Consider the following 17,671-nt stretch of genomic DNA (forward strand, 5'->3'; position numbering starts at 1 on the left):
TTAACCGGGACAACCGTCTTTACCCATTTTCCGCACCGCATCGCGCACAAGACAGATGGCCTGCGCCACCACCGGCAGCCATGGCGCATCCCCCACGCCGGGTGCGGGCTGGCGCAGGATACGCACATTGGGGTACCACAGGCTTTGCGCAGGCGCATTGCCGTTTTCTGTCGTGCTGCCACCGGCCCAGCGCCAGTCACCGCCAAAACGGTCGAGCAGCACCGCAGGCACGCCCAGCAAGCCTGCGAGATGGACGATCATGGTGTCCACGCTGACAACCATATCCAGACGGGCCAAAAGGCGGGCGGTGGCCAGCACATCGCCCACGGGCAGGGCATCCGCCACGAACGGCAGCGGGGCAACCGCGCCATCGGGTTCGGGTTGCAGGGCCTGCACCCGCACACCGGCAATATCCGCAAGCGGGCGCAGCAGCGCGGGATTGATCGAACGCCGCTTATCGAACTGGAATACGGCATTGCCCGCCCAGCATACCCCCAGCCGGAACACCCGCTGGCCCGCCGCCTGCTCCGCCCGCGGATCTTGCGCGGCACCTGTCGCAAAAGCCGCCTGCCAGGCAAAGGGCGCGGCCATGCCAAGACAATGCGGCAGGCTTAACAGGGAACACCGTGCACCGGCAGCGTGCGGCCCCTGCCCGCCGGACTCCAGTATTTGCACGCGGCTGTTCCGCCCCAGCCGGGTCTGCTCGACAAGGCCGCGCAGGGTCGCGGGCACGACCAGCAGAACAGGAACACGCTGCGCGGCAGATTCGACATAGCGCAGGAACTGGATGCAATCCCCCAGCCCCTGTTCGCCGTATATCAGAACAGGGTCGGGCCCGGGTGTTCCGTCCCATTGCGCCAGATCAGCCGCCTCCGACGGTGGCGGCAACAGGACCTGCCGCGCTTCGAACAGGGCCCAGCCCTGGGCGAAATCGCCCCGCGCAAGGGCCAGCACGCCCCGGTTCATGCGCGCCCGCGCCCGGTCACGCGCGTTGGCCGCCCCGGCCTCGGCCGCCAGTAGCAGCGTGTGCGCAGCCTCGTACTCCCCCAGATCAACCAGAAGCCCTGCGTGGTTCAGCATCAGCCGGGCATCGCCCCCGCGCAGATGGCATGCCGTGGCAAGATGGAGCCGTGCGGCGGGGAGGTCCCCCAGCGCCATCAGCACCAGACCCAGATTTGTACGGGTCTGCGCGACATCCGGGGCAAGGGTGAGCGAGGCTTCAAGCACGTGCCGGGCCTCAACCTGCGCACCGGTTACGAACAGGACGGCACCATGGTTGGCAAGGGCAGCCGCACTGCCGGGCATATGCTCGGCCACGTAACGAAAATGGGGTTCAGCCTCACCCGGGCGGCCGCAGGCATCCAGCAGCATGGCATGCAGGTTATGCGCCGCAACGCTCCCTGCCCCCAGCCGTAGAGCACGGGCAGAAGCCTCCAGCCCCTGTGCCGCCCGGCCCTGCCGCGCCAGAAAGGCCGCAAGGGCCATATGCCGCTCTGCCTCAAGCGGGCGCAGGGCCAGCGCCTGGCGCAGGGCGCGCCCGGCATCTGCCGCGCGGCCCATGGCCTCCAGCACCACGGCCATGGCGTCATGCGCACGGGGGTCTTTGGGGGTTGCCAGCACAGCCACGTTCAGGGCGGCACGCGCGGCCTCTCCCTGCCCCGCCTCATGCAGCGCCAGCCCCAGCGTGATGTGAAAATGCGGCTCTGCTCCAAGGGTAATGGCCCGACCTGCCAGAGCGATGGCCACTGGCGCGTTCCCGCCTGCGCGGGCGACGCAGGCCATGGCGTGCAGGGCCTGCGCATCGTTCGGGTGCGTGCGCAGTTGGTTACGTAGCAGGGCCACCGCCTGCTCGGCCTCACCCCGGGCCAGACAGGCCAGCGCCTGTTCCGCAACATCCGCACCGGGGCCGGGACCCGAGCCAGGACCGGGACCAGAACCGGAGGCAACAGCCGGGCCGCTCAGCCGTTCGTCGTTCCGTTGCATAGATGCTCCCCGCCGGTTTTTCCCACATGGTGCATTTCGCCCGCGGCGCGGATGCTGTACCATGCCGGGTATGAATACAGCCTATCTTTCCCTCGAACGCCACTTTGCGCGCCTGTCCTCCCTGAACGATGCGATCGGCATTCTCAGTTGGGACAAGGAAGTCATGATGCCCTCCGGTGCGGCGGAACGCCGGGCCGAAAACATGGCCATGCTCGAAGGGCTGCGCCACGAAATCCTGACAGCCCCGGCCATGGCGGAGCTTCTGGCCGAAGCCGGGGTGGACGCCACGGGAGAGGACGCGGTGTGGCGCAACGCCAACCTGGCCGCGATGCGCAGGCTGCATAAACGCGCCACCGCCCTGCCGCAGGACCTGGTGGAGGCGTTCTCGCACGCGACATCCCGCTGCGAGATCGTGTGGCGCAGCGCGCGTGAGACCAGCGATTTCGCAACCCTTCAGCCCTATATGGCCGAGGTGCTGCGCCTGACCCGCGCCGTGGCGGACGCCACGGGAGAGGCGCTGGGCCTGAACCCGTACGACGCCCTGCTGGACGGGTTCGACCCCGGCACACGCCAGAGCGATATCGATCCTGTATTTGCCCGCCTGCGCGCCGACCTGCCCGGACTGATCGCAGGCGTGCTCGACCATCAGGCCGCCCTGCCACCCGCCATACCGTTGCACGGACCGTTCCCCGTCGCCCGGCAGGAAGCCCTTGGCCGCGTGCTGATGCGCCAGCTCGGTTTTGACATGACGCGCGGCAGGCTGGATGTCAGCACCCACCCGTTCTGTGGTGGGGCAACGTTCGATGTGCGCCTGACCACCCGTTATGACGAGGCCGATTTCATTCCCGCCATGATGGGCGTGCTGCACGAGACCGGCCACGCGCTGTACGACATGGGTCTGCCCGCTGCCTGGGTCTCGCAGCCCGTCGGGCAGGCTGGCGGCATGACCCTGCATGAAAGCCAGTCCCTGCTGATGGAAATGCAGTTCTGTCGCTCGGGTGCCTTTGCGCGGTGGCTGGCCCCGCATGCACGGACAGCACTTGCCATTCCCGATACCGCCAGCGGCTGGGACGGGGCGAACCTGCACCGGCTGCTGACCCATGTGGAGCCCGGCTTTATCCGTGTGGATGCGGATGAAGTGACGTACCCTGCCCATATTCTGGTCCGCTACGAACTGGAAAAAGCCATGATCGCGGGCGACCTCGCCCTTGCCGACCTGCCCGGCGCGTTCAATGACGGCATTCACGCCCTGCTGGGCCTGCGCGTGCCCGACGACCGGCGGGGCTGCCTGCAGGACATCCACTGGCCGGAGGGGCTGTTCGGGTATTTTCCCTGCTACGCCCTTGGGGCCATGGCGGCAGCCCAGTTCCGTGCGGCCGCCTGCCAGCAGAACCCCGATATCCTGCCGGCCGTGGGCAAGGGCGACTTCGCGCCCCTGCTGGCCTGGCTGCGCCAGAACGTACATGGCCGCGCCAGCAGCGCGACCATGCCGCAGATCCTGCGCGAAGCGACAGGCAGGCCGCTGGAGGCCGACGCCTATCTGGCCCATATCCGCAACCGCTACATCGACCGCGCGCCCGACGCCTGACCCCCACGGACGGGCATGGGGGCATGCGGCAAACCGCGTGCCTCCGCATTGCGCAGGCATGCTATCTGCACACCACATCTGCGCGCCTCTGGCCCGGCGCGGACACCGTCCCTAGCGGGAGACCGGCTTCGGCTCTAATGTCTCCGGCATTCCAGACCGCCGCATCTTGGACCCGACACATGACTGCTCTGCCCCGACTGTTCTGCCTCCTGCACCGCGTACGCCCAGGCCGCGCGGCATCCTGCGCCGTGCTGGCCACGCTGCTGCTCAACCCGCTGGCGGCCCCCCTGTCCAGCACGGCCGCCTGGGCGCTGCACATGCCCAAAGTGCCCGAACTGGGGGCCGCCGCCCTGACCCCGTTCATGCAGTCAAACAAGCAGATATGGACCACCGTGCTGCCCCTGCCCGACGGGCGCATGCTGCTGGAAGCTCCGGCATGGGTGGGCAATACCGGCCCGCAGCTTTATGCCCGCGCCCCGGACGGCACCCTGGCCCCCTGGCCCGACACCGCCTGGAACGCCACCGACGGAGACCCCGCAACACGGATCGTATCCGCCAGCGGGCTGATCCGCGCGGCCAGCGGATCTGTCTGGGTGCTGGACAGCGGCGTGCCTGACCACACAAAGCCACCCGTGGCCGCGCCCAAACTGCTGGAGATCGACCCAGCCAGGAACACCGTGCTGCGCAGCATCCCGATCGAGGCCGCGGCCCTGCGTCCGGGCAGTATCCTGTCTGGCGTGGCGGTACACGACACCACAGCCTACGTAGCGGATTCCGGGGTGGGGGCTGTTCTTGTGGTCGATCTGACCGCCAGAATGAGCCGTCGCTTCCTCGACCACCATCCGGCCCTTGTCGCCACGCGCCCGATCGTCACCCCCAGTGGTGAACTGCATGACGCAACGGGGCGGCTGGCCGCGCTGGACGCAAGCATGATCGCGGTCAGCCCCGACGGGTCGTGGATCGTGGTGCAGCCCCCTTCGGGCTATCTGTCGCGCATTGCCACGTCGCTGTTCTTCGACCCCGATGTGACCCCCGCGGCCTTCGAGGAAGGGGTGACCCAGTGGTTCAAGACCCCCACCCTGGGCGGCATGACCATTGATTCCAACGGCACGCTATACTGGTCCGATGTGACCACGGGCAGTATTCTCAGCTATACGACGGGGCGTATTCCGCGCAGGCTGATCACCGACCCCAGACTGACATGGCCGACCACGCCCGGTCTGGACGGGCACGGCCACCTGTTTGTCTCCGCCAGCCAGATCGACCACACGACCGCATTCGGTGGCCCGGCTTCGGTCAAGTGGCCCGTTACGGTCTATGACCTGACGCTACCCACCACACCGCCCCCGCAATAGGGCGGAACATCCGCTACCATCCGGCGTTGCATCGCACCGGGGGGGAAATGCCCCGGGCTGCCGCTACAAGCCCACTTCGCGCCACAGGCCATTCAGGGTATAGTGTTTTTCATGCGCTACATTTCCACCCGCGGGGATGCTCCCGCCCTTTCCTTTTCCGATGTGCTGCTGAGTGGCCTTGCCGAGGATGGCGGCCTTTATCTGCCGCAAACCTGGCCCGAATTCTCGGCCAATGACTGGCGTGCATTGCGCGGCCTGCCCTACCCCGAACTGGCGGCCCGCGTCATGGCCCCGTTCACGGCACCCGATATCGATTATGAAACGCTGAAAGCCCTGTGCGAAAAAGCGTATGCCGGGTTCGACCACCCCGCCATCGTGCCAGTGACCCAGGTGGAAGACGGGCTGTTCGTTCAGGAACTGTTCCATGGCCCGACCCTTGCCTTCAAGGACATGGCCATGCAGGTGCTGGGCCAGTTGTTCGAGCATGTGCTGACGCAGCGCAACGACCATGTAACCATTGTAGGGGCGACCTCGGGCGATACGGGTTCCGCCGCGATCGAGGCATGCCGGGGCCGCAAGCGGCTTTCGGTCATCATCCTGCACCCCAAGGGCCGCACGTCCGAGGTGCAGCGCCGGCAGATGACCACGGTAATGGACCCCAACATCACCAATCTCGCGGTGGAAGGCACGTTCGACGACTGCCAGGATCTGGTGAAAACCCTGTTCGCCGACCTGCCGTTCCGGCGGGAAATGAACCTGTCCGCCGTCAATTCCATCAACTGGGCGCGGATTGCCGCCCAGATTCCCTATTACGTGCACGCGGCGCTGAACTTTGGCGCCCCCGAGCGCGAGGTGTCCTTTGCGGTGCCGACCGGGAATTTCGGCAACATTCTCGCCGCCTGGGCCGCACGGCGCATGGGGCTGCCCATCAGGCAGCTTTGCGTGGGCTCCAACCGCAACGACATCCTGACCCGGTTCCTCAACGCCAATGACATGACTATCAAGGGGGTTGTGCCCAGCCTTTCCCCGTCCATGGACATTCAGGTTTCGTCCAACTTCGAGCGCCTACTGTTCGAACTGCTGAACCGCGACGCAAAAGCCTGCGCACGGATCATGACCGGCTTCCGCACCACGGGGCATATGGATGTGCCCGAAGAAACCTGGGAACGGGCCCGCACGCTGTTCTCTGGCCTGGCGCTGGACGACACCCAGACCGAGGCCGAAATTCGCGCCCTGCACCAGAAATCGGGCTACCTGGCCGACCCGCACAGCGTGATCGGCATTGCAGCGGGCCGTAAATTCCGCCAGCCGGGCACCCCCATGATCGCGGAAGCCACGGCCCACCCGGCCAAATTCCCCGACGCAATGGTAGCGGCAACAGGTATCCACCCGGCCCTGCCCGTGCATATGGCCGATCTGTACGAACGGCGTGAACGCTACCGCACCGTGCCCGCGACGCCACAGGCGATCAAGGATGCGGTGCGCGCGGCCGTAGCCGATTGCAACGCGAACTGAGCCTCCCCATTTCTCCTATCAGGCTGCCCTGCCGGGCAGCCTTTCCTTTTTCAGGACAAGAATGACCGATCCCATCAAGCTGACCCGCCTGCCTTCGGGCCTGACCGTCGTGACCGAACGCATGGACCGCATGGAGACAGTCTCCTTCGGGGCTTATGTCTCCGCTGGCACACGCAACGAAACGGCGGAGGAAAACGGCGTTTCCCATTTTCTCGAACATATGGCGTTCAAGGGCACCGAAAAGCGCTCGGCCCTGCGCATTGCCGAGGAAATCGAGAATGTCGGCGGGCATATCAATGCCTATACCGCCCGGGAACAGACGGTGTTCTACGTCAAGCTGCTAAAGGAAAACCTGGGCCTGGGCATCGATATCATTGGCGATATCCTGACCCATTCCAGCTTTGACCCGGCTGAACTGGAACGCGAACGCGGCGTGATCCTGCAGGAAATCGGGCAGGCCAACGACACCCCGGACGATATCGTGTTCGACCATTTCCAGGAAACGGCGTTCCCCACCCAGCCAATGGGCCGCCCCACCCTGGGCACGGAAGACCTGATCCGGGGCATGAGCCGCGAGACGCTCATGCGCTACATGGGCACCCATTACACGCCCGACAACATGATCGTGGCCGCCGCAGGCAACCTTGAGCACGAAGCCGTCGTGGATCAGGTAGCCCGGCATTTCGCCGACCTGCCGACATCGCCCCGGCCCGTCATGCAGGCCGCGCGGTATGGCGGTGGCGAGTTCCGTCAGGTCAAGGATCTGGACCAGGCGCATGTTGTTCTGGGCTTTCCCGCCGCAGGATATGGCGATAGCGACTATTACGCCACCATGCTGCTTTCCACCCTTCTGGGCGGGGGCATGTCTTCGCGCCTGTTCCAGGAAATCCGCGAAAAACGCGGGCTGGTCTATTCGGTCTATTCCTTTGCCGTACCGTTTCTCGACAGCGGCATGTTCGGCATTTACGCGGGCACAGGCGAGAAGGAATGCGCCGAACTCGTACCCGTGACACTGGAGGAACTGCGCAAGGTGCAGCTTGCCGTGGGTGAGGATGAACTGGCCCGCGCCCGTGCGCAGCTCAAGGCATCTCTGCTCATGTCACTGGAAAGCACTGGCAGCCGGTGCGAACAGATTGCCCGCCAGCTCCAGATTTTCGGGCGTATCATCCCCACGAGCGAAACCGTCAGCCGGATCGAAGCCGTAACCACGGACGAAATCCGGGGAGCCGCTGCCCGCATTTTTGCCGGAACGCCGACCCTGGCCGCCCTTGGCCCCATCGGCAACATTCCCTCCCTCCAGAATATCGCGGAGAATCTGGCAGCATGACAGCCCGTACCCTCGACCTTCTCTCGGACCTGATCGGCCGCGCCAGAAAAGCCGGAGCCGACAATGCGGAGGCCGTGTTCATCGCCAGCACCTCCGTCGGGGCGGGGGTACGCAACGGTGTGACCGAAGAGCTTGAACGGTCAGAAACCACGGATCTGGGCCTGCGGGTTTTTGCAGGCGCCCGGAACGCCATTGTTTCCACCACCACGATCGATGCTGGCCGTTTCGAGCAGTTGGTGGACCAGGCCATGGCCATGGCCCGCGTCCTGCCCGACGACCAGTATGCGGGCCTGGCCCCCCAGGCCCTGACCGGCACGCACACCACAAACGACCTCCAGCTTTCCGACCCGGCCGAGCCCGACACCGCCACCCTGCTTGAGCGCGCCCGCCAGGGCGAGGAAGCCGCACTGGCGATAAAGGGCGTGACCAACAGCGCGGGCAGCAGCGCGTCCTTCGGGCGCACGCGTGTGGCCTTTGCCACATCGGGCGGGTTCGCGGGCAGCTACGAGCGCACGAGCCACTCCAACTCGGTCTGTGTGCTGGCAGGTGCGGGCGACGGCATGCAGCGCGATTACGACTATCACGGCACGGTCTGGCTGGCCGACCTGCAGGATGCGGGCGAACTCGGCCGCAGCGCAGGTGAAAAAGCCGTCGCACGCCTGAACCCCGCCCGCCCGCGTACCGGCCGTTACCCCGTGGTGTTCGCCCCCCGCGTGGCCAGCAGCTTTCTTGGGCATTTTATCGGCGCCATAACGGGCACGGCCATTGCGCGCGGCACGTCCTTCCTCAAGGACAGGATGGGGCAGGGTATTTTCGCCCCCGCCATCAGCATTACGGACGACCCGACCCGGATCAAGGGCCTGCGTTCACGCCCGTTCGATGGGGAAGGACTGCCCATGGCCCCCCTGCCCCTCGTGCGGGACGGCGTTCTGCAGAACTGGATTCTGGACAGCCGCAGCGCGCGCCAGCTCAAGCTGCAAAGCAATGCGCGGGCGGCGCGCGGCACATCGGGCCCACCCGGCCCGTCAGCCACCAATCTGTTTTTCGAGCCCGGAACACTCAGCCCCCAGGCACTGATGGCCGATATCGGTGAAGGACTGTACATTACCGAAATGATGGGCTCGTCCATCAACGGCCTGACAGGCGATTACAGCCGTGGGGCGTCCGGCTTCATGATCCGTAACGGGCAGATTGCCGAACCTGTGGCGGAGTTCACCCTTGCGGGCAACCTGCTGGAAATTTTCGCTTCCATGACATTAGCGAATGATCTGGTATTCCGTTTTGGCACAGACGCCCCCACATTAAGGGTGGAGGCCCTGAGCACCGCCGGGGCCTGACCTTCTGACCTGGGGACCAATTCACCTGTGAAAGCACGTTTTCTCGCATCCGTTCTTACAATCCTGCTGGGTGCCAGCCTTGCTGCCGGCCCGCTGGCCGTGCAGGCCGACGCCCGCGCAGGCCAGGGCAGCTCAATGGGCAGCCGTGGCAGCCGGACCTGGAGCGCGCCACCACCGACACGCACAACGCCCTACAGCACGGCGCCGATGGACCGCTCCATAACCCCGCGCATGGCCCCCTCCGGCCCCGGCTTTGGTGCTTCGCCCCAGATGGCGGCCCCCTTTGCCCGCCCCATGATGCCATACCAGAACCGCCACCCGTTCCTGACCGGCTTTGCTGGCGGTTTTCTGGGGGCGGGACTTTTCGGGCTTTTGAGCGGGCATGGTTTCATGGGCGGTGTGCATGGACTTTTCAGTCTGGTCGGGTTGCTGATTCAGGTTGGTCTTGTGGTCATGCTGGTCATGTGGCTTGTCCGGCGTTTTTCGGGCGGGCGGCCCGCGGGTTCGGCCTTTAATCCCGGCAACCCGATGGGAGCAGGACCGGCCGCCGCGCGCCCCACAGGCACCCCCACGGGCAACCCGATCCAGATCGGCACAGCGGATTACCAGATGTTCCAGCAGACCCTGCTGGATATCCAGACCGCGTGGAACCAGCAGAACATTTCGGCCATGCAGCGCATGGCAACGCCCGAGATGGTGTCGTATTTCAACGAGCAGCTTGCCACCCTTGCCAGCCAGGGAGCGCGCAATGTCGTCTCGGACGTGCGGTTCCTGCAGGGCGATCTGGCGGAAGCCTGGGCTGAGAACGGCATGGATTACGCAACCGTGGCCATGCGCTACAGCCTGATCGACCTGACCACCAACGCCATGGGCCAGGTGATCGACGGCAGTTCTACCGAGCCGGTGACCATTACCGAACTCTGGACCTTCACGCGCCCCTCACGCGGGGGACGCTGGCTGCTCTCTGCCATTCAGCAGGCCCGCTGAACGGGCTTGTCCTGTGCGCCGTCATTGCCCCGCGAAAATTAAGGGGGCAATGACGGGCTGATGCTACAAGCTTGCCACACGCACCGGCAGATGCGGGCCGCATGACACGGCACGCCGTACTGCCAGCTCAGTAGTACCAGAGCTTGCAAGGCACGCAGTAGAATACAAAATGGCCCCCGGTCGATATGTCCGGGGGCCATTTCCTGTTTTACCGCTTTGATCTTTTATTGCGACTGAGCGAAGTGTTAATCGGTAGCCCTGCCCGGCCACGCCTGACCGCCAGACCGGCAGAAGTAGCCCACGCATCATGCACAACTGGTAGCCGCACTGGTATCTGATAGAAGCTGTCAGCCCTGAAGCAGGGTCAGCCCGAACATGATTACGGCCAGCAGCCCCATAAACACCAGCATGGCCCGCACACGCAGGCGCTGGCGCTTTTGCCGTTCAAGCTGTTCGGGCAAAGCCATATCGAGCACCTGGTTCATGATCCGTGCATCCACAACCGTAACATGTGATCTGCCAGAAGGCCGCAGAACAGAAAGAACAGATAAGCCAGCGAAAAGCGGAAGGATACCCGTGCAGCCTTATCGCCTTTCTGGCTGGCACCATTCCCGTCCTGCGGCTCAAGCAGCACGCGGACCGCGCAGGCCACGAAGCCGAGGCCAAGAACAAGAGCGGTGGCGGTATAAAGCCAGCCGCTGAGATGCATGGCTGACGGAATGAGCGACACCGCCAGCAACACCAGCGTGTAGATGAAAATCTGCCAGCGCGTATGCCGTTCGCCCCGCACCACCGGCAGCATGGGAATGCCCGCGCGCCCGTAATCCTTGCAGGCGTAAAGCGAGAGCGACCAGAAATGCGGCGGAGTCCAGAAAAAAACGATCCCGAACATGACCACGGGCATAACCGCCATATGCCCGGTCGCGGCAGCCCAGCCGATCATGGGCGGGAACGCGCCCGCTGCGCCACCGATCACGATGTTCTGCGGCGTCGAACGCTTGAGCCACATCGTGTAGATGACAGAATAGAAGAAGATCGAAAACGCCAGAATACCTGCTGCCAGGGCGTTGGTGGCAATCCACATCAGGCATACGGACAGGCTCGACAGGCCAATACCGTAAGCCAGGGCCTCATCCGGTGGAATGCGTCCGGCGGGAATAGGCCGGGTAATGGTACGCTGCATGATGGCGTCGATATCGCGGTCGTACCACATGTTGATGGCACCTGCCGCCCCCGATGCAAGGCAGATGCAGAAGATGCTCACAACGGCCACAAACGGGTTGATATGGCCCGGCGCCATGGCCATGCCAGCCGCGCCGGTAAAGACCACCAGCGAAATCACCCGCGGCTTGAGCAGCGCCAGCCAGTCGCGCGGGGTCGTACCCACCTTGGCCGTATCGAAACGAGGCCGCCGGGTGGTGGCGGGTGAGGCCACGCTCTCGCTCATCGGGTGGTCTCCGCGCGCGGGGTGCGGTGCAGAGGTTGCTCCGCCACATTAGCATCCGCCACACTGGCAGCAGACACATTCCGCCTGAAACTGGCCCCGGCCGTCAGCACGAAGCATACGGCCGACAGACCGAACAGCACACCGCCAAGCCCCTGCTGGGCGGGTATGAACACAAGTGCGGTGGCCACCGCCGTCAGGCCAAAATGCAGCAGCGCCAGTCCCTGCGGATACCAGAACCCGCATTCCTCGCCCCGCCACAGGTAGAACCCGCCGCAGACAGCATAAAGCGCACCAAACTGAAGCGCGGAGTGAAGGCCCGCACCATGGCTCAACTGCGCGACCCAGCCGACCGATACCACTGCCAGAAAACCGAGCCCCCACAACAGCGGTGTGCGAAGCGTCACGCGGGATTTCCATGTACCGGCAAGCCACAGGCCCGCAAGGCAGACAGCGGAGAACGAACACAGGGCCAGAATCACGCCGCCGAGCCATACGGCACTTGTGCGTTCGGCCCCCTGCACGAATACGGTCTTGACCCAGGCCACGCTGCCTGTCGCGGCGGTGGCCGCCATGATAAGCGCCACGGGACGTTCGGAAAAACGGGCGAAGCGGGCGCTCATTTCAAATACGATACCAAAGCCCGCCAGGAGAATGACAAGGCCGATCGGTCCGGCGAAATTTTCCGCCACCACCGGCTGTGCAAGGGCTGGCCAGAACCATGCCCGCACAACCATGCCTGCCAGAACCGGCACGCTCAGCAGCAGCACGGCAGCGGCCAGCATTTCGCCCCACACGAAAGGTGAGAACGGCCGCCGGGCAACACTGTCGGCACGACTGTCGAACACCGTGACCAGAAGCGCCATGCACGTCAGCAGCGTGCCGGCGCACCACAGCAGAAGTGCGATACCAGCCCCCGTACCGTGGGGATGCACGCCCTGTGCGGCGTTGCCCAGGGTCAGCAGCGCCGCACATGCGGCAAGGACCAGACCAGCCCCGTTGAGCCCGCGGGCCAGCATATGATCACGGGCGAGCGCCCGGGGCAGCCAGAGTGTGCCAAAACCGCCGACCAGAGCCGGCACCACCACATAAAGCAGCATCAGCGCCGGATGCGCGGGTTCTATTCGCGCAAGAATGGAGCCCGCGGGCAGCAGACCCAGCCCACCGGCAACGGAAAGACCGCCACCGCACAGACCGGCCAGGGCCGCCAGCAACACATAGGCAGCACCTGTTGCGGTATCGACCCTGTTAGTCGTCACCGCGTGGCGGCCAGTCTGTGAACGGTCCTGTATGCTCTGCGTCTGAGCGGAGATCATGCTCCAACTTCCATTTTCTGTGCGGCCAGCGGTCTGGCGGAATGATCCGCCAGACCGGTAAACTTTCTGCGCGCAGTCTACCCGCTTTTAGCGGCAAGAACGAGCCGCCCAGCTACGCGCCACAAACGCCCCTGCCCTGGCAGGAACGCACGCATTCAGCCGACCAGAACGCCTGACGGGGTTGAGGCACGGGCCGGAGCATCATCCACGACAGGCTGAGCCAGCACCTGCGGCAGGTTTTCAAGCGTTACCAGCGTGAACAGTCCCATTGGGGGCACGGGCTGGATATACGCACGCGCCAGATCGGCGGGCGGCAGCAGCGATTCCATGGCAAAATCGGGGTGCCACCCCAACGAACGGGATGCACGGGCCATGCCGTGTTCAACCATGCTGCGCACACCGCCGGACGCCAGAAAATGGTTCACGAACAGGATATACCCGCCCGGCCGGACCACGCGTTTGAGCTCACGCAGCAGCTTTCTGGGGTGGGGCACCACGGAGGCCACGAACATGGCCACCGCGATATCGAAGGAATTATCCGCGAACTGCGTGTCTTCGGCGTCCATTTCAAGCAGGTCCTTGACGGTCCCCAGCCCCTGGCGCTGCACCCGTTCACGGGCCTTGGCCAGCATGTCGCTCGAAAGATCGATCCCGGTAATGACCTTGGACGATGTGTAATGCGGCAGGGCAAGGCCCGTTCCCACACCGACCTCAAGCACATCCGAACCGGGCAGACCATTCACCGCCTCGACCGCGCGCAGGCGGCCAAAACGCGAAACACCGCCAAAGGCCACGTCATACACATTGGCCCAACGGCGGTACGCCACCTTGACGGCTTCCGTATCCAGCGCCGAACGTGACGGAGGCGGAACGGGTGCTTCCCCCCGGCCGGAGGGGTAATCATGGAGAATATCGCTCATGGTTTCTCTCTGCCCGCTCGGTGGCATTTCTTCAAGTGGCACCACACATCTTCCTTCCTACTATGCGGTCCCGCTTGCGACATGTGCCGCCACGAAAACGCCTTTGTGCCAAAGCATGCAGGACGCCAAAGGTTTCGACCCGCATGCGCGCATCAGCATGACATGCCGTGCCACGGGTCATTCCGACCCGCAGCGCTGGTGTTAAGGCTCAGGCCCCGAGCTTGCGTTCGATACAGTCCCATATCAGCCCCGCGCCGTTCACGCCATCGAAGCGTTGCAGTTCCTGCAGGCCTGTGGGGGATGTGACGTTGATTTCAGTCAGGTACTGCCCGATCACGTCGATCCCCACGAAAATCAGCCCATGGTCACGCAGGAAGGGGCCGATGGCCGCGCAGATTTCGCGGTCACGCTCGCTCAGTCCGATCTGACGGGCCACACCGCCAACATGCATGTTGGAGCGGTGATCGTCCCCTGTCGGCACGCGGTTGATCGCCCCGACAGGTTCGCCATCTACCAGAATGACACGCTTGTCACCTGCCGTGACCGCCGGTTCGTAACGCTGGATCATCAGCGGTTCACGCGAGCGCGCGAAATGCATTTCCAGCAGGGCGTTCAGGTTCTGGTCGTCCTCGCGAATGCGGAAAACACCGCTGCCACCGTTACCGAACAGCGGCTTGACGATAATGTCGCGCCACTTGGCCCGGAAAGCCCGGATTTCCGCCACGTCCCATGTTACCAGTGTTGGCGGCATGAGATCGGGGAAATGCGTGACCAGCAGTTTTTCCGGGCTGTCGCGCACCCAGCGCGGGTCGTTGACCACCAGCGCCTTGCCCGGTCCCGTGCCATGCACGTGGTCCAGCATATGGGTGGCGGTAATATAGGCCATGTCAAAGGGTGGGTCCTGGCGCATCAGCACCACATCCATATCCCCCAGGGAACGGCGTTCGGCGTCACCATAACTTGCATGCCGGCCGTGTTCGCGGCGGACCGTGACCGGGCGCATGGTCGCACTGACCCGTGTGCGCGAAGGTTGCCCCGGCTCATGCGCGCCTTCGCCCAGCGCCAGGCTGCCGACCTCATAGACGAACAGGGCATGGCCCCGGGCCTGCGCTTCGAGCATGAGGGCGAAGGTCGAATCCCCATCGATATTGATATGCTCAAGCGGGTCCATCTGAACCGCTACAAGCCGGTGCGAGGCCATGAAATTGCGTTTCCCGTTTCTGCCAACACGATAATGGCCGTATCCTGCCCGCTTTGGCCCCAACACGCAAACGTCACCCACCGCCAGTGAACGCGAAAGAGCTCGGCCGACAACACACGGCGCACTATTTTACGGGCAACTGTGCCGCATTGCCGACGCGTGTTCCCCCATCGCAGCGCAGGCGCACGTGGAACATGCCGTAAGTTTCCGCCACCATACCGTCACGCATGCGGGAGAGAGAGACGACCGGCCCGGGCATGACGTCGAACATGGCGGAATCCGGCCCGCCCTGTCTTTTATGGCTGCGGATCAGATACCCTTCCTGCCCGCAGGCGGGACGCGGCAGGGCAAACAGACTCCAGCGCGGTTCAACTGCCACCACACTCCGCGGCGCCGCGTAAAAGGCAAGCTCACCCGCAAGCCCATATTCATCAGCCATCAGCGGCAGGCCCTCCGGCGCTACGCTGGCGACAGCCTGCCCGAATGCGGACCACCCGCCAAGCTGGCGAAGCGTGACATCCCAGTGCGGGGCAAGACGCAGGGGAGTCGCCACGGCCTGGATCAGAATGGCGACAGTCAGGCCCACGCCACATGCCACGGCCGGTTTCAGCCAGCCTGACACAATGGGCGCTGCCGCAAGCGCCAGAGCGGGATAGACCACAACGGGCCAGTTCGCCTGCACACGGGCACCGAACGCGTGCTGCACGAACACCAGAGCAGGACACAGGATCACCCATGACAGCAGGGCGGAAAATACATCGCGCCGACGCCACAGGGTGACAAAACCCACGGCAAAAAGCCCGAACAGCAACGGTGATGCCAGCCCCCCCTGCCCGCCCAGCAACTCACCCAGAAAAGTCAGCATTCGGGCAGGCTGCCAGTCCGCCGTCCGCCCCCCCTGCTTGAGAAAACTGGCCCAGTGATGCGTTGCGTTCCACCAGATGACGGGGGAGATACAGAGCATACCCACCACGGCCGCACACCACGGCCAGGGGGTGCGCAGCCAATGGCGCCCGTGAGAGTTCACACATGCCCAGACCCCAACCCCCAGCGCCGGGAGCAGGGCCGTGTATTTGCTGTCGAAACCAAGACCCACGGCCGCACCCGCGACAAGCCACCACCAACCGGCCCCGCCTGCGCAAAGCCTGCTCAGGCTCCAGACCAGCAGGGTCATGAAAAACACGAGCGGTGTATCCGGCGTCATGATCAACGTGCCCAGACCCAGCGCAAGGGTGCTGTTCAGCATGATCGCGGCTCTCAGCCCGACGCCCCGCCCTGCCCGCGCACTGCCGGGCTGCCAGCATGCCCCGGCCTGGACCAGCAGGCACGACCCTGCAAAGGCGCTGATCGGCCCCATCAGGCGCAGGCCGAACGCAGTATCCCCCCCCAGCCACAAGCCAAGCCGCATCCACAACGCCACCATGGGTGGATGGTCGAGATACCCGGCAGCAGGAGCCAGCGCCCAAAGGCGATAATACGCCTCGTCCGGGGCAAGCGGCACAAAGCCGGCCACAACCAGCCTTGCGAGCGTAAGACCCACAAGGCCGACCAGCCAGGGGGCATAGCCCGCAGGACCGGTCCGTGGCCCTGTCACGGGCGCCAGATAATGGTCGAGGACATGGCGTAGTTCCACACCGCCGCCAGAACCGCCCCGGCAATACTGGATTCGTTTATGGCATAACGCTGGTCATACAACATGTGGGCGATCCCCACATTGGCGATCCCGCCGACTGAGCAGACCAGCATGAACAGCGCCAGCCCCCTCATGCAACGCACACCTTTGAGGCGCCTGTCACGATAGGTGAAATTATTGTCGAGAACAAAATTCAGGACCATGGCCACCACCGTGCCCACCCCCTGCGCCACGCCAAAAGAGCCGCCGAACAGGCTGATCACCTGCATGACAAGCAGGTTGGCCAGCACGCCCACCAGTCCCACCAGACCAAACGCCACAAACCGGAGCGGCAGCAGTCCGTGAGAAAATTTATCCGCCAGCAGGGCTGCGAACTGGATCATGACCAGCACGTCCAGCTTGCTTTCGCCAGCCAGACGGGGGCGGAAGCCGCAGGCCACCTCACGCACGCGCAAGGGCGCTTCCGACGACAGAACGAGATCGAGCAGAATCTTGAAACCCGTGCCCGACAGGCTGGGGGCGATCCGTTCGAACATATCCTGCCTGATCGCGAAAAAGCCGCTCATGGGGTCGGTCAGTTTCACGGGCATGACACGCTGGGCCAGCCAGATCCCGCCATCGGACAACGCATGCCGCCAGGCATTGGCAAGGCCGGCATTGCAACCGCCCTCGACATGCCTGCTGCCCACAGCCAGGTCGCAGTTTCCGCTCAGCACCGCGTCGATCAGGGCGGGCAGACGGCATTCATCATGCTGGAGATCGCCATCCATCACGGCCACCACCGGCGCGGAAGAGGACAGCACCCCCTCGATCACGGCGGAAGACAGGCCCCGGCGTCCGATACGGCATATGCCGCGAATCCGCGCATCATCCCGCGCCAGAGTCCGCACGACATCGATCGTACCATCGGGTGAATGATCGTCGACAAACACCACTTCCCACCGGCGGCCCTGCAGCGCGGTCCTGAGTGCCGCAACCAGCGGGCGAACGTTTGCCGCCTCGTTATAACATGGAATGACAACGGTAACGTCCACTCCGGCCTGCTCGGCCAAAGTCTGGTCAGGA

The 17,671-nt window shown here is 64.6% G+C and carries 14 protein-coding genes; 6 read left to right on the forward strand and 8 right to left on the reverse strand.

The window, feature by feature from the left end; genetic code table 11:
- Complete coding sequence (locus ABF990_RS04175; protein ID WP_415499984.1) at positions 1 to 1,983, reverse strand: tetratricopeptide repeat protein; 1,983 nt, start codon at positions 1,981 to 1,983, stop codon at positions 1 to 3.
- A 70-nt stretch (positions 1,984 to 2,053) separates the two neighbouring features.
- Between ABF990_RS04175 and ABF990_RS04180 the strand changes: the two genes are divergently transcribed.
- From ABF990_RS04180 to ABF990_RS04205, 6 genes are all read left to right on the forward strand, one after another.
- Positions 2,054 to 3,571, forward strand: a complete 1,518-nt coding sequence (locus ABF990_RS04180; RefSeq protein WP_415499992.1) for a carboxypeptidase M32 — start codon at positions 2,054 to 2,056, stop codon at positions 3,569 to 3,571.
- Between the two features lie 179 nt (positions 3,572 to 3,750).
- On the forward strand, positions 3,751 to 4,926 hold the full coding sequence (locus ABF990_RS04185) for an L-dopachrome tautomerase-related protein (RefSeq protein WP_415499985.1): 1,176 nt from the start codon (positions 3,751 to 3,753) through the stop codon (positions 4,924 to 4,926).
- A gap of 111 nt (positions 4,927 to 5,037) precedes the next feature.
- On the forward strand, positions 5,038 to 6,441 hold the full coding sequence (thrC, locus tag ABF990_RS04190) for a threonine synthase (protein ID WP_415499986.1): 1,404 nt from the start codon (positions 5,038 to 5,040) through the stop codon (positions 6,439 to 6,441).
- A 61-nt stretch (positions 6,442 to 6,502) separates the two neighbouring features.
- A complete protein-coding gene (locus ABF990_RS04195; RefSeq protein WP_415490266.1) occupies positions 6,503 to 7,768 on the forward strand; it encodes a M16 family metallopeptidase in 1,266 nt (421 codons plus the stop codon).
- Positions 7,765 to 9,105: a TldD/PmbA family protein gene (locus tag ABF990_RS04200; protein ID WP_415499987.1), complete on the forward strand. Its 1,341-nt coding sequence runs from the start codon at positions 7,765 to 7,767 to the stop codon at positions 9,103 to 9,105. Before ABF990_RS04195 ends, ABF990_RS04200 begins: the two co-directional genes overlap by 4 nt.
- A gap of 27 nt (positions 9,106 to 9,132) precedes the next feature.
- Positions 9,133 to 10,092 carry a Tim44 domain-containing protein gene (locus tag ABF990_RS04205; protein ID WP_415490264.1) on the forward strand — a complete coding sequence of 320 codons (960 nt, stop codon included), beginning with the start codon at positions 9,133 to 9,135 and terminating at the stop codon, positions 10,090 to 10,092.
- Between the two features lie 347 nt (positions 10,093 to 10,439).
- Here the strand turns inward: ABF990_RS04205 and ABF990_RS04210 are convergent, their stop codons facing one another.
- The 7 genes from ABF990_RS04210 to ABF990_RS04240 all read right to left on the reverse strand — a co-directional run bounded on the left by ABF990_RS04210 (position 10,440) and on the right by ABF990_RS04240 (position 17,658).
- Positions 10,440 to 10,577, reverse strand: a complete 138-nt coding sequence (locus ABF990_RS04210) for a hypothetical protein (RefSeq protein WP_415499988.1) — start codon at positions 10,575 to 10,577, stop codon at positions 10,440 to 10,442.
- Positions 10,574 to 11,539 carry a heme o synthase gene (locus tag ABF990_RS04215; protein WP_415499989.1) on the reverse strand — a complete coding sequence of 322 codons (966 nt, stop codon included), beginning with the start codon at positions 11,537 to 11,539 and terminating at the stop codon, positions 10,574 to 10,576. Before ABF990_RS04215 ends, ABF990_RS04210 begins: the two co-directional genes overlap by 4 nt.
- A complete protein-coding gene (locus ABF990_RS04220; RefSeq protein WP_415499990.1) occupies positions 11,536 to 12,852 on the reverse strand; it encodes a cbb3-type cytochrome c oxidase subunit I in 1,317 nt (438 codons plus the stop codon). The genes ABF990_RS04215 and ABF990_RS04220 overlap by 4 nt, the downstream gene beginning before the upstream one ends.
- Before the next feature lie 155 nt (positions 12,853 to 13,007).
- Complete coding sequence (locus ABF990_RS04225; RefSeq protein WP_415490260.1) at positions 13,008 to 13,772, reverse strand: class I SAM-dependent methyltransferase; 765 nt, start codon at positions 13,770 to 13,772, stop codon at positions 13,008 to 13,010.
- A 208-nt stretch (positions 13,773 to 13,980) separates the two neighbouring features.
- Positions 13,981 to 14,973, reverse strand: coding sequence for a glutathione synthase (gene gshB / locus ABF990_RS04230; RefSeq protein ID WP_415490259.1), 993 nt, complete (start codon positions 14,971 to 14,973; stop codon positions 13,981 to 13,983).
- Positions 14,974 to 15,097: 124 nt separating this feature from the next.
- Complete coding sequence (locus tag ABF990_RS04235; RefSeq protein WP_415506482.1) at positions 15,098 to 16,567, reverse strand: ArnT family glycosyltransferase; 1,470 nt, start codon at positions 16,565 to 16,567, stop codon at positions 15,098 to 15,100.
- Entirely contained in the window at positions 16,564 to 17,658 is a 1,095-nt protein-coding gene (locus ABF990_RS04240) for a glycosyltransferase (protein WP_415490339.1), read from the reverse strand. Before ABF990_RS04240 ends, ABF990_RS04235 begins: the two co-directional genes overlap by 4 nt.
- Positions 17,659 to 17,671: the final 13 nt, after the last annotated feature.

The sequence above is a fragment of the Acetobacter sp. genome, from assembly GCF_047723915.1.
Lineage (GTDB): Bacteria > Pseudomonadota > Alphaproteobacteria > Acetobacterales > Acetobacteraceae > Acetobacter.

Coding starts and splice junctions, on each gene's coding strand:
- ABF990_RS04175 (WP_415499984.1), bottom strand. CDS start 1,983: ATGCAACGGAACGACGAACGGCTGAGCGGCCCGGCTGTTGCCTCCGGT.
- ABF990_RS04180 (WP_415499992.1), top strand. CDS start 2,054: ATGAATACAGCCTATCTTTCCCTCGAACGCCACTTTGCGCGCCTGTCC.
- ABF990_RS04185 (WP_415499985.1), top strand. CDS start 3,751: ATGACTGCTCTGCCCCGACTGTTCTGCCTCCTGCACCGCGTACGCCCA.
- thrC (WP_415499986.1), top strand. CDS start 5,038: ATGCGCTACATTTCCACCCGCGGGGATGCTCCCGCCCTTTCCTTTTCC.
- ABF990_RS04195 (WP_415490266.1), top strand. CDS start 6,503: ATGACCGATCCCATCAAGCTGACCCGCCTGCCTTCGGGCCTGACCGTC.
- ABF990_RS04200 (WP_415499987.1), top strand. CDS start 7,765: ATGACAGCCCGTACCCTCGACCTTCTCTCGGACCTGATCGGCCGCGCC.
- ABF990_RS04210 (WP_415499988.1), bottom strand. CDS start 10,577: ATGAACCAGGTGCTCGATATGGCTTTGCCCGAACAGCTTGAACGGCAA.
- ABF990_RS04215 (WP_415499989.1), bottom strand. CDS start 11,539: ATGAGCGAGAGCGTGGCCTCACCCGCCACCACCCGGCGGCCTCGTTTC.
- ABF990_RS04220 (WP_415499990.1), bottom strand. CDS start 12,852: ATGATCTCCGCTCAGACGCAGAGCATACAGGACCGTTCACAGACTGGC.
- ABF990_RS04225 (WP_415490260.1), bottom strand. CDS start 13,772: ATGAGCGATATTCTCCATGATTACCCCTCCGGCCGGGGGGAAGCACCC.
- gshB (WP_415490259.1), bottom strand. CDS start 14,973: ATGGCCTCGCACCGGCTTGTAGCGGTTCAGATGGACCCGCTTGAGCAT.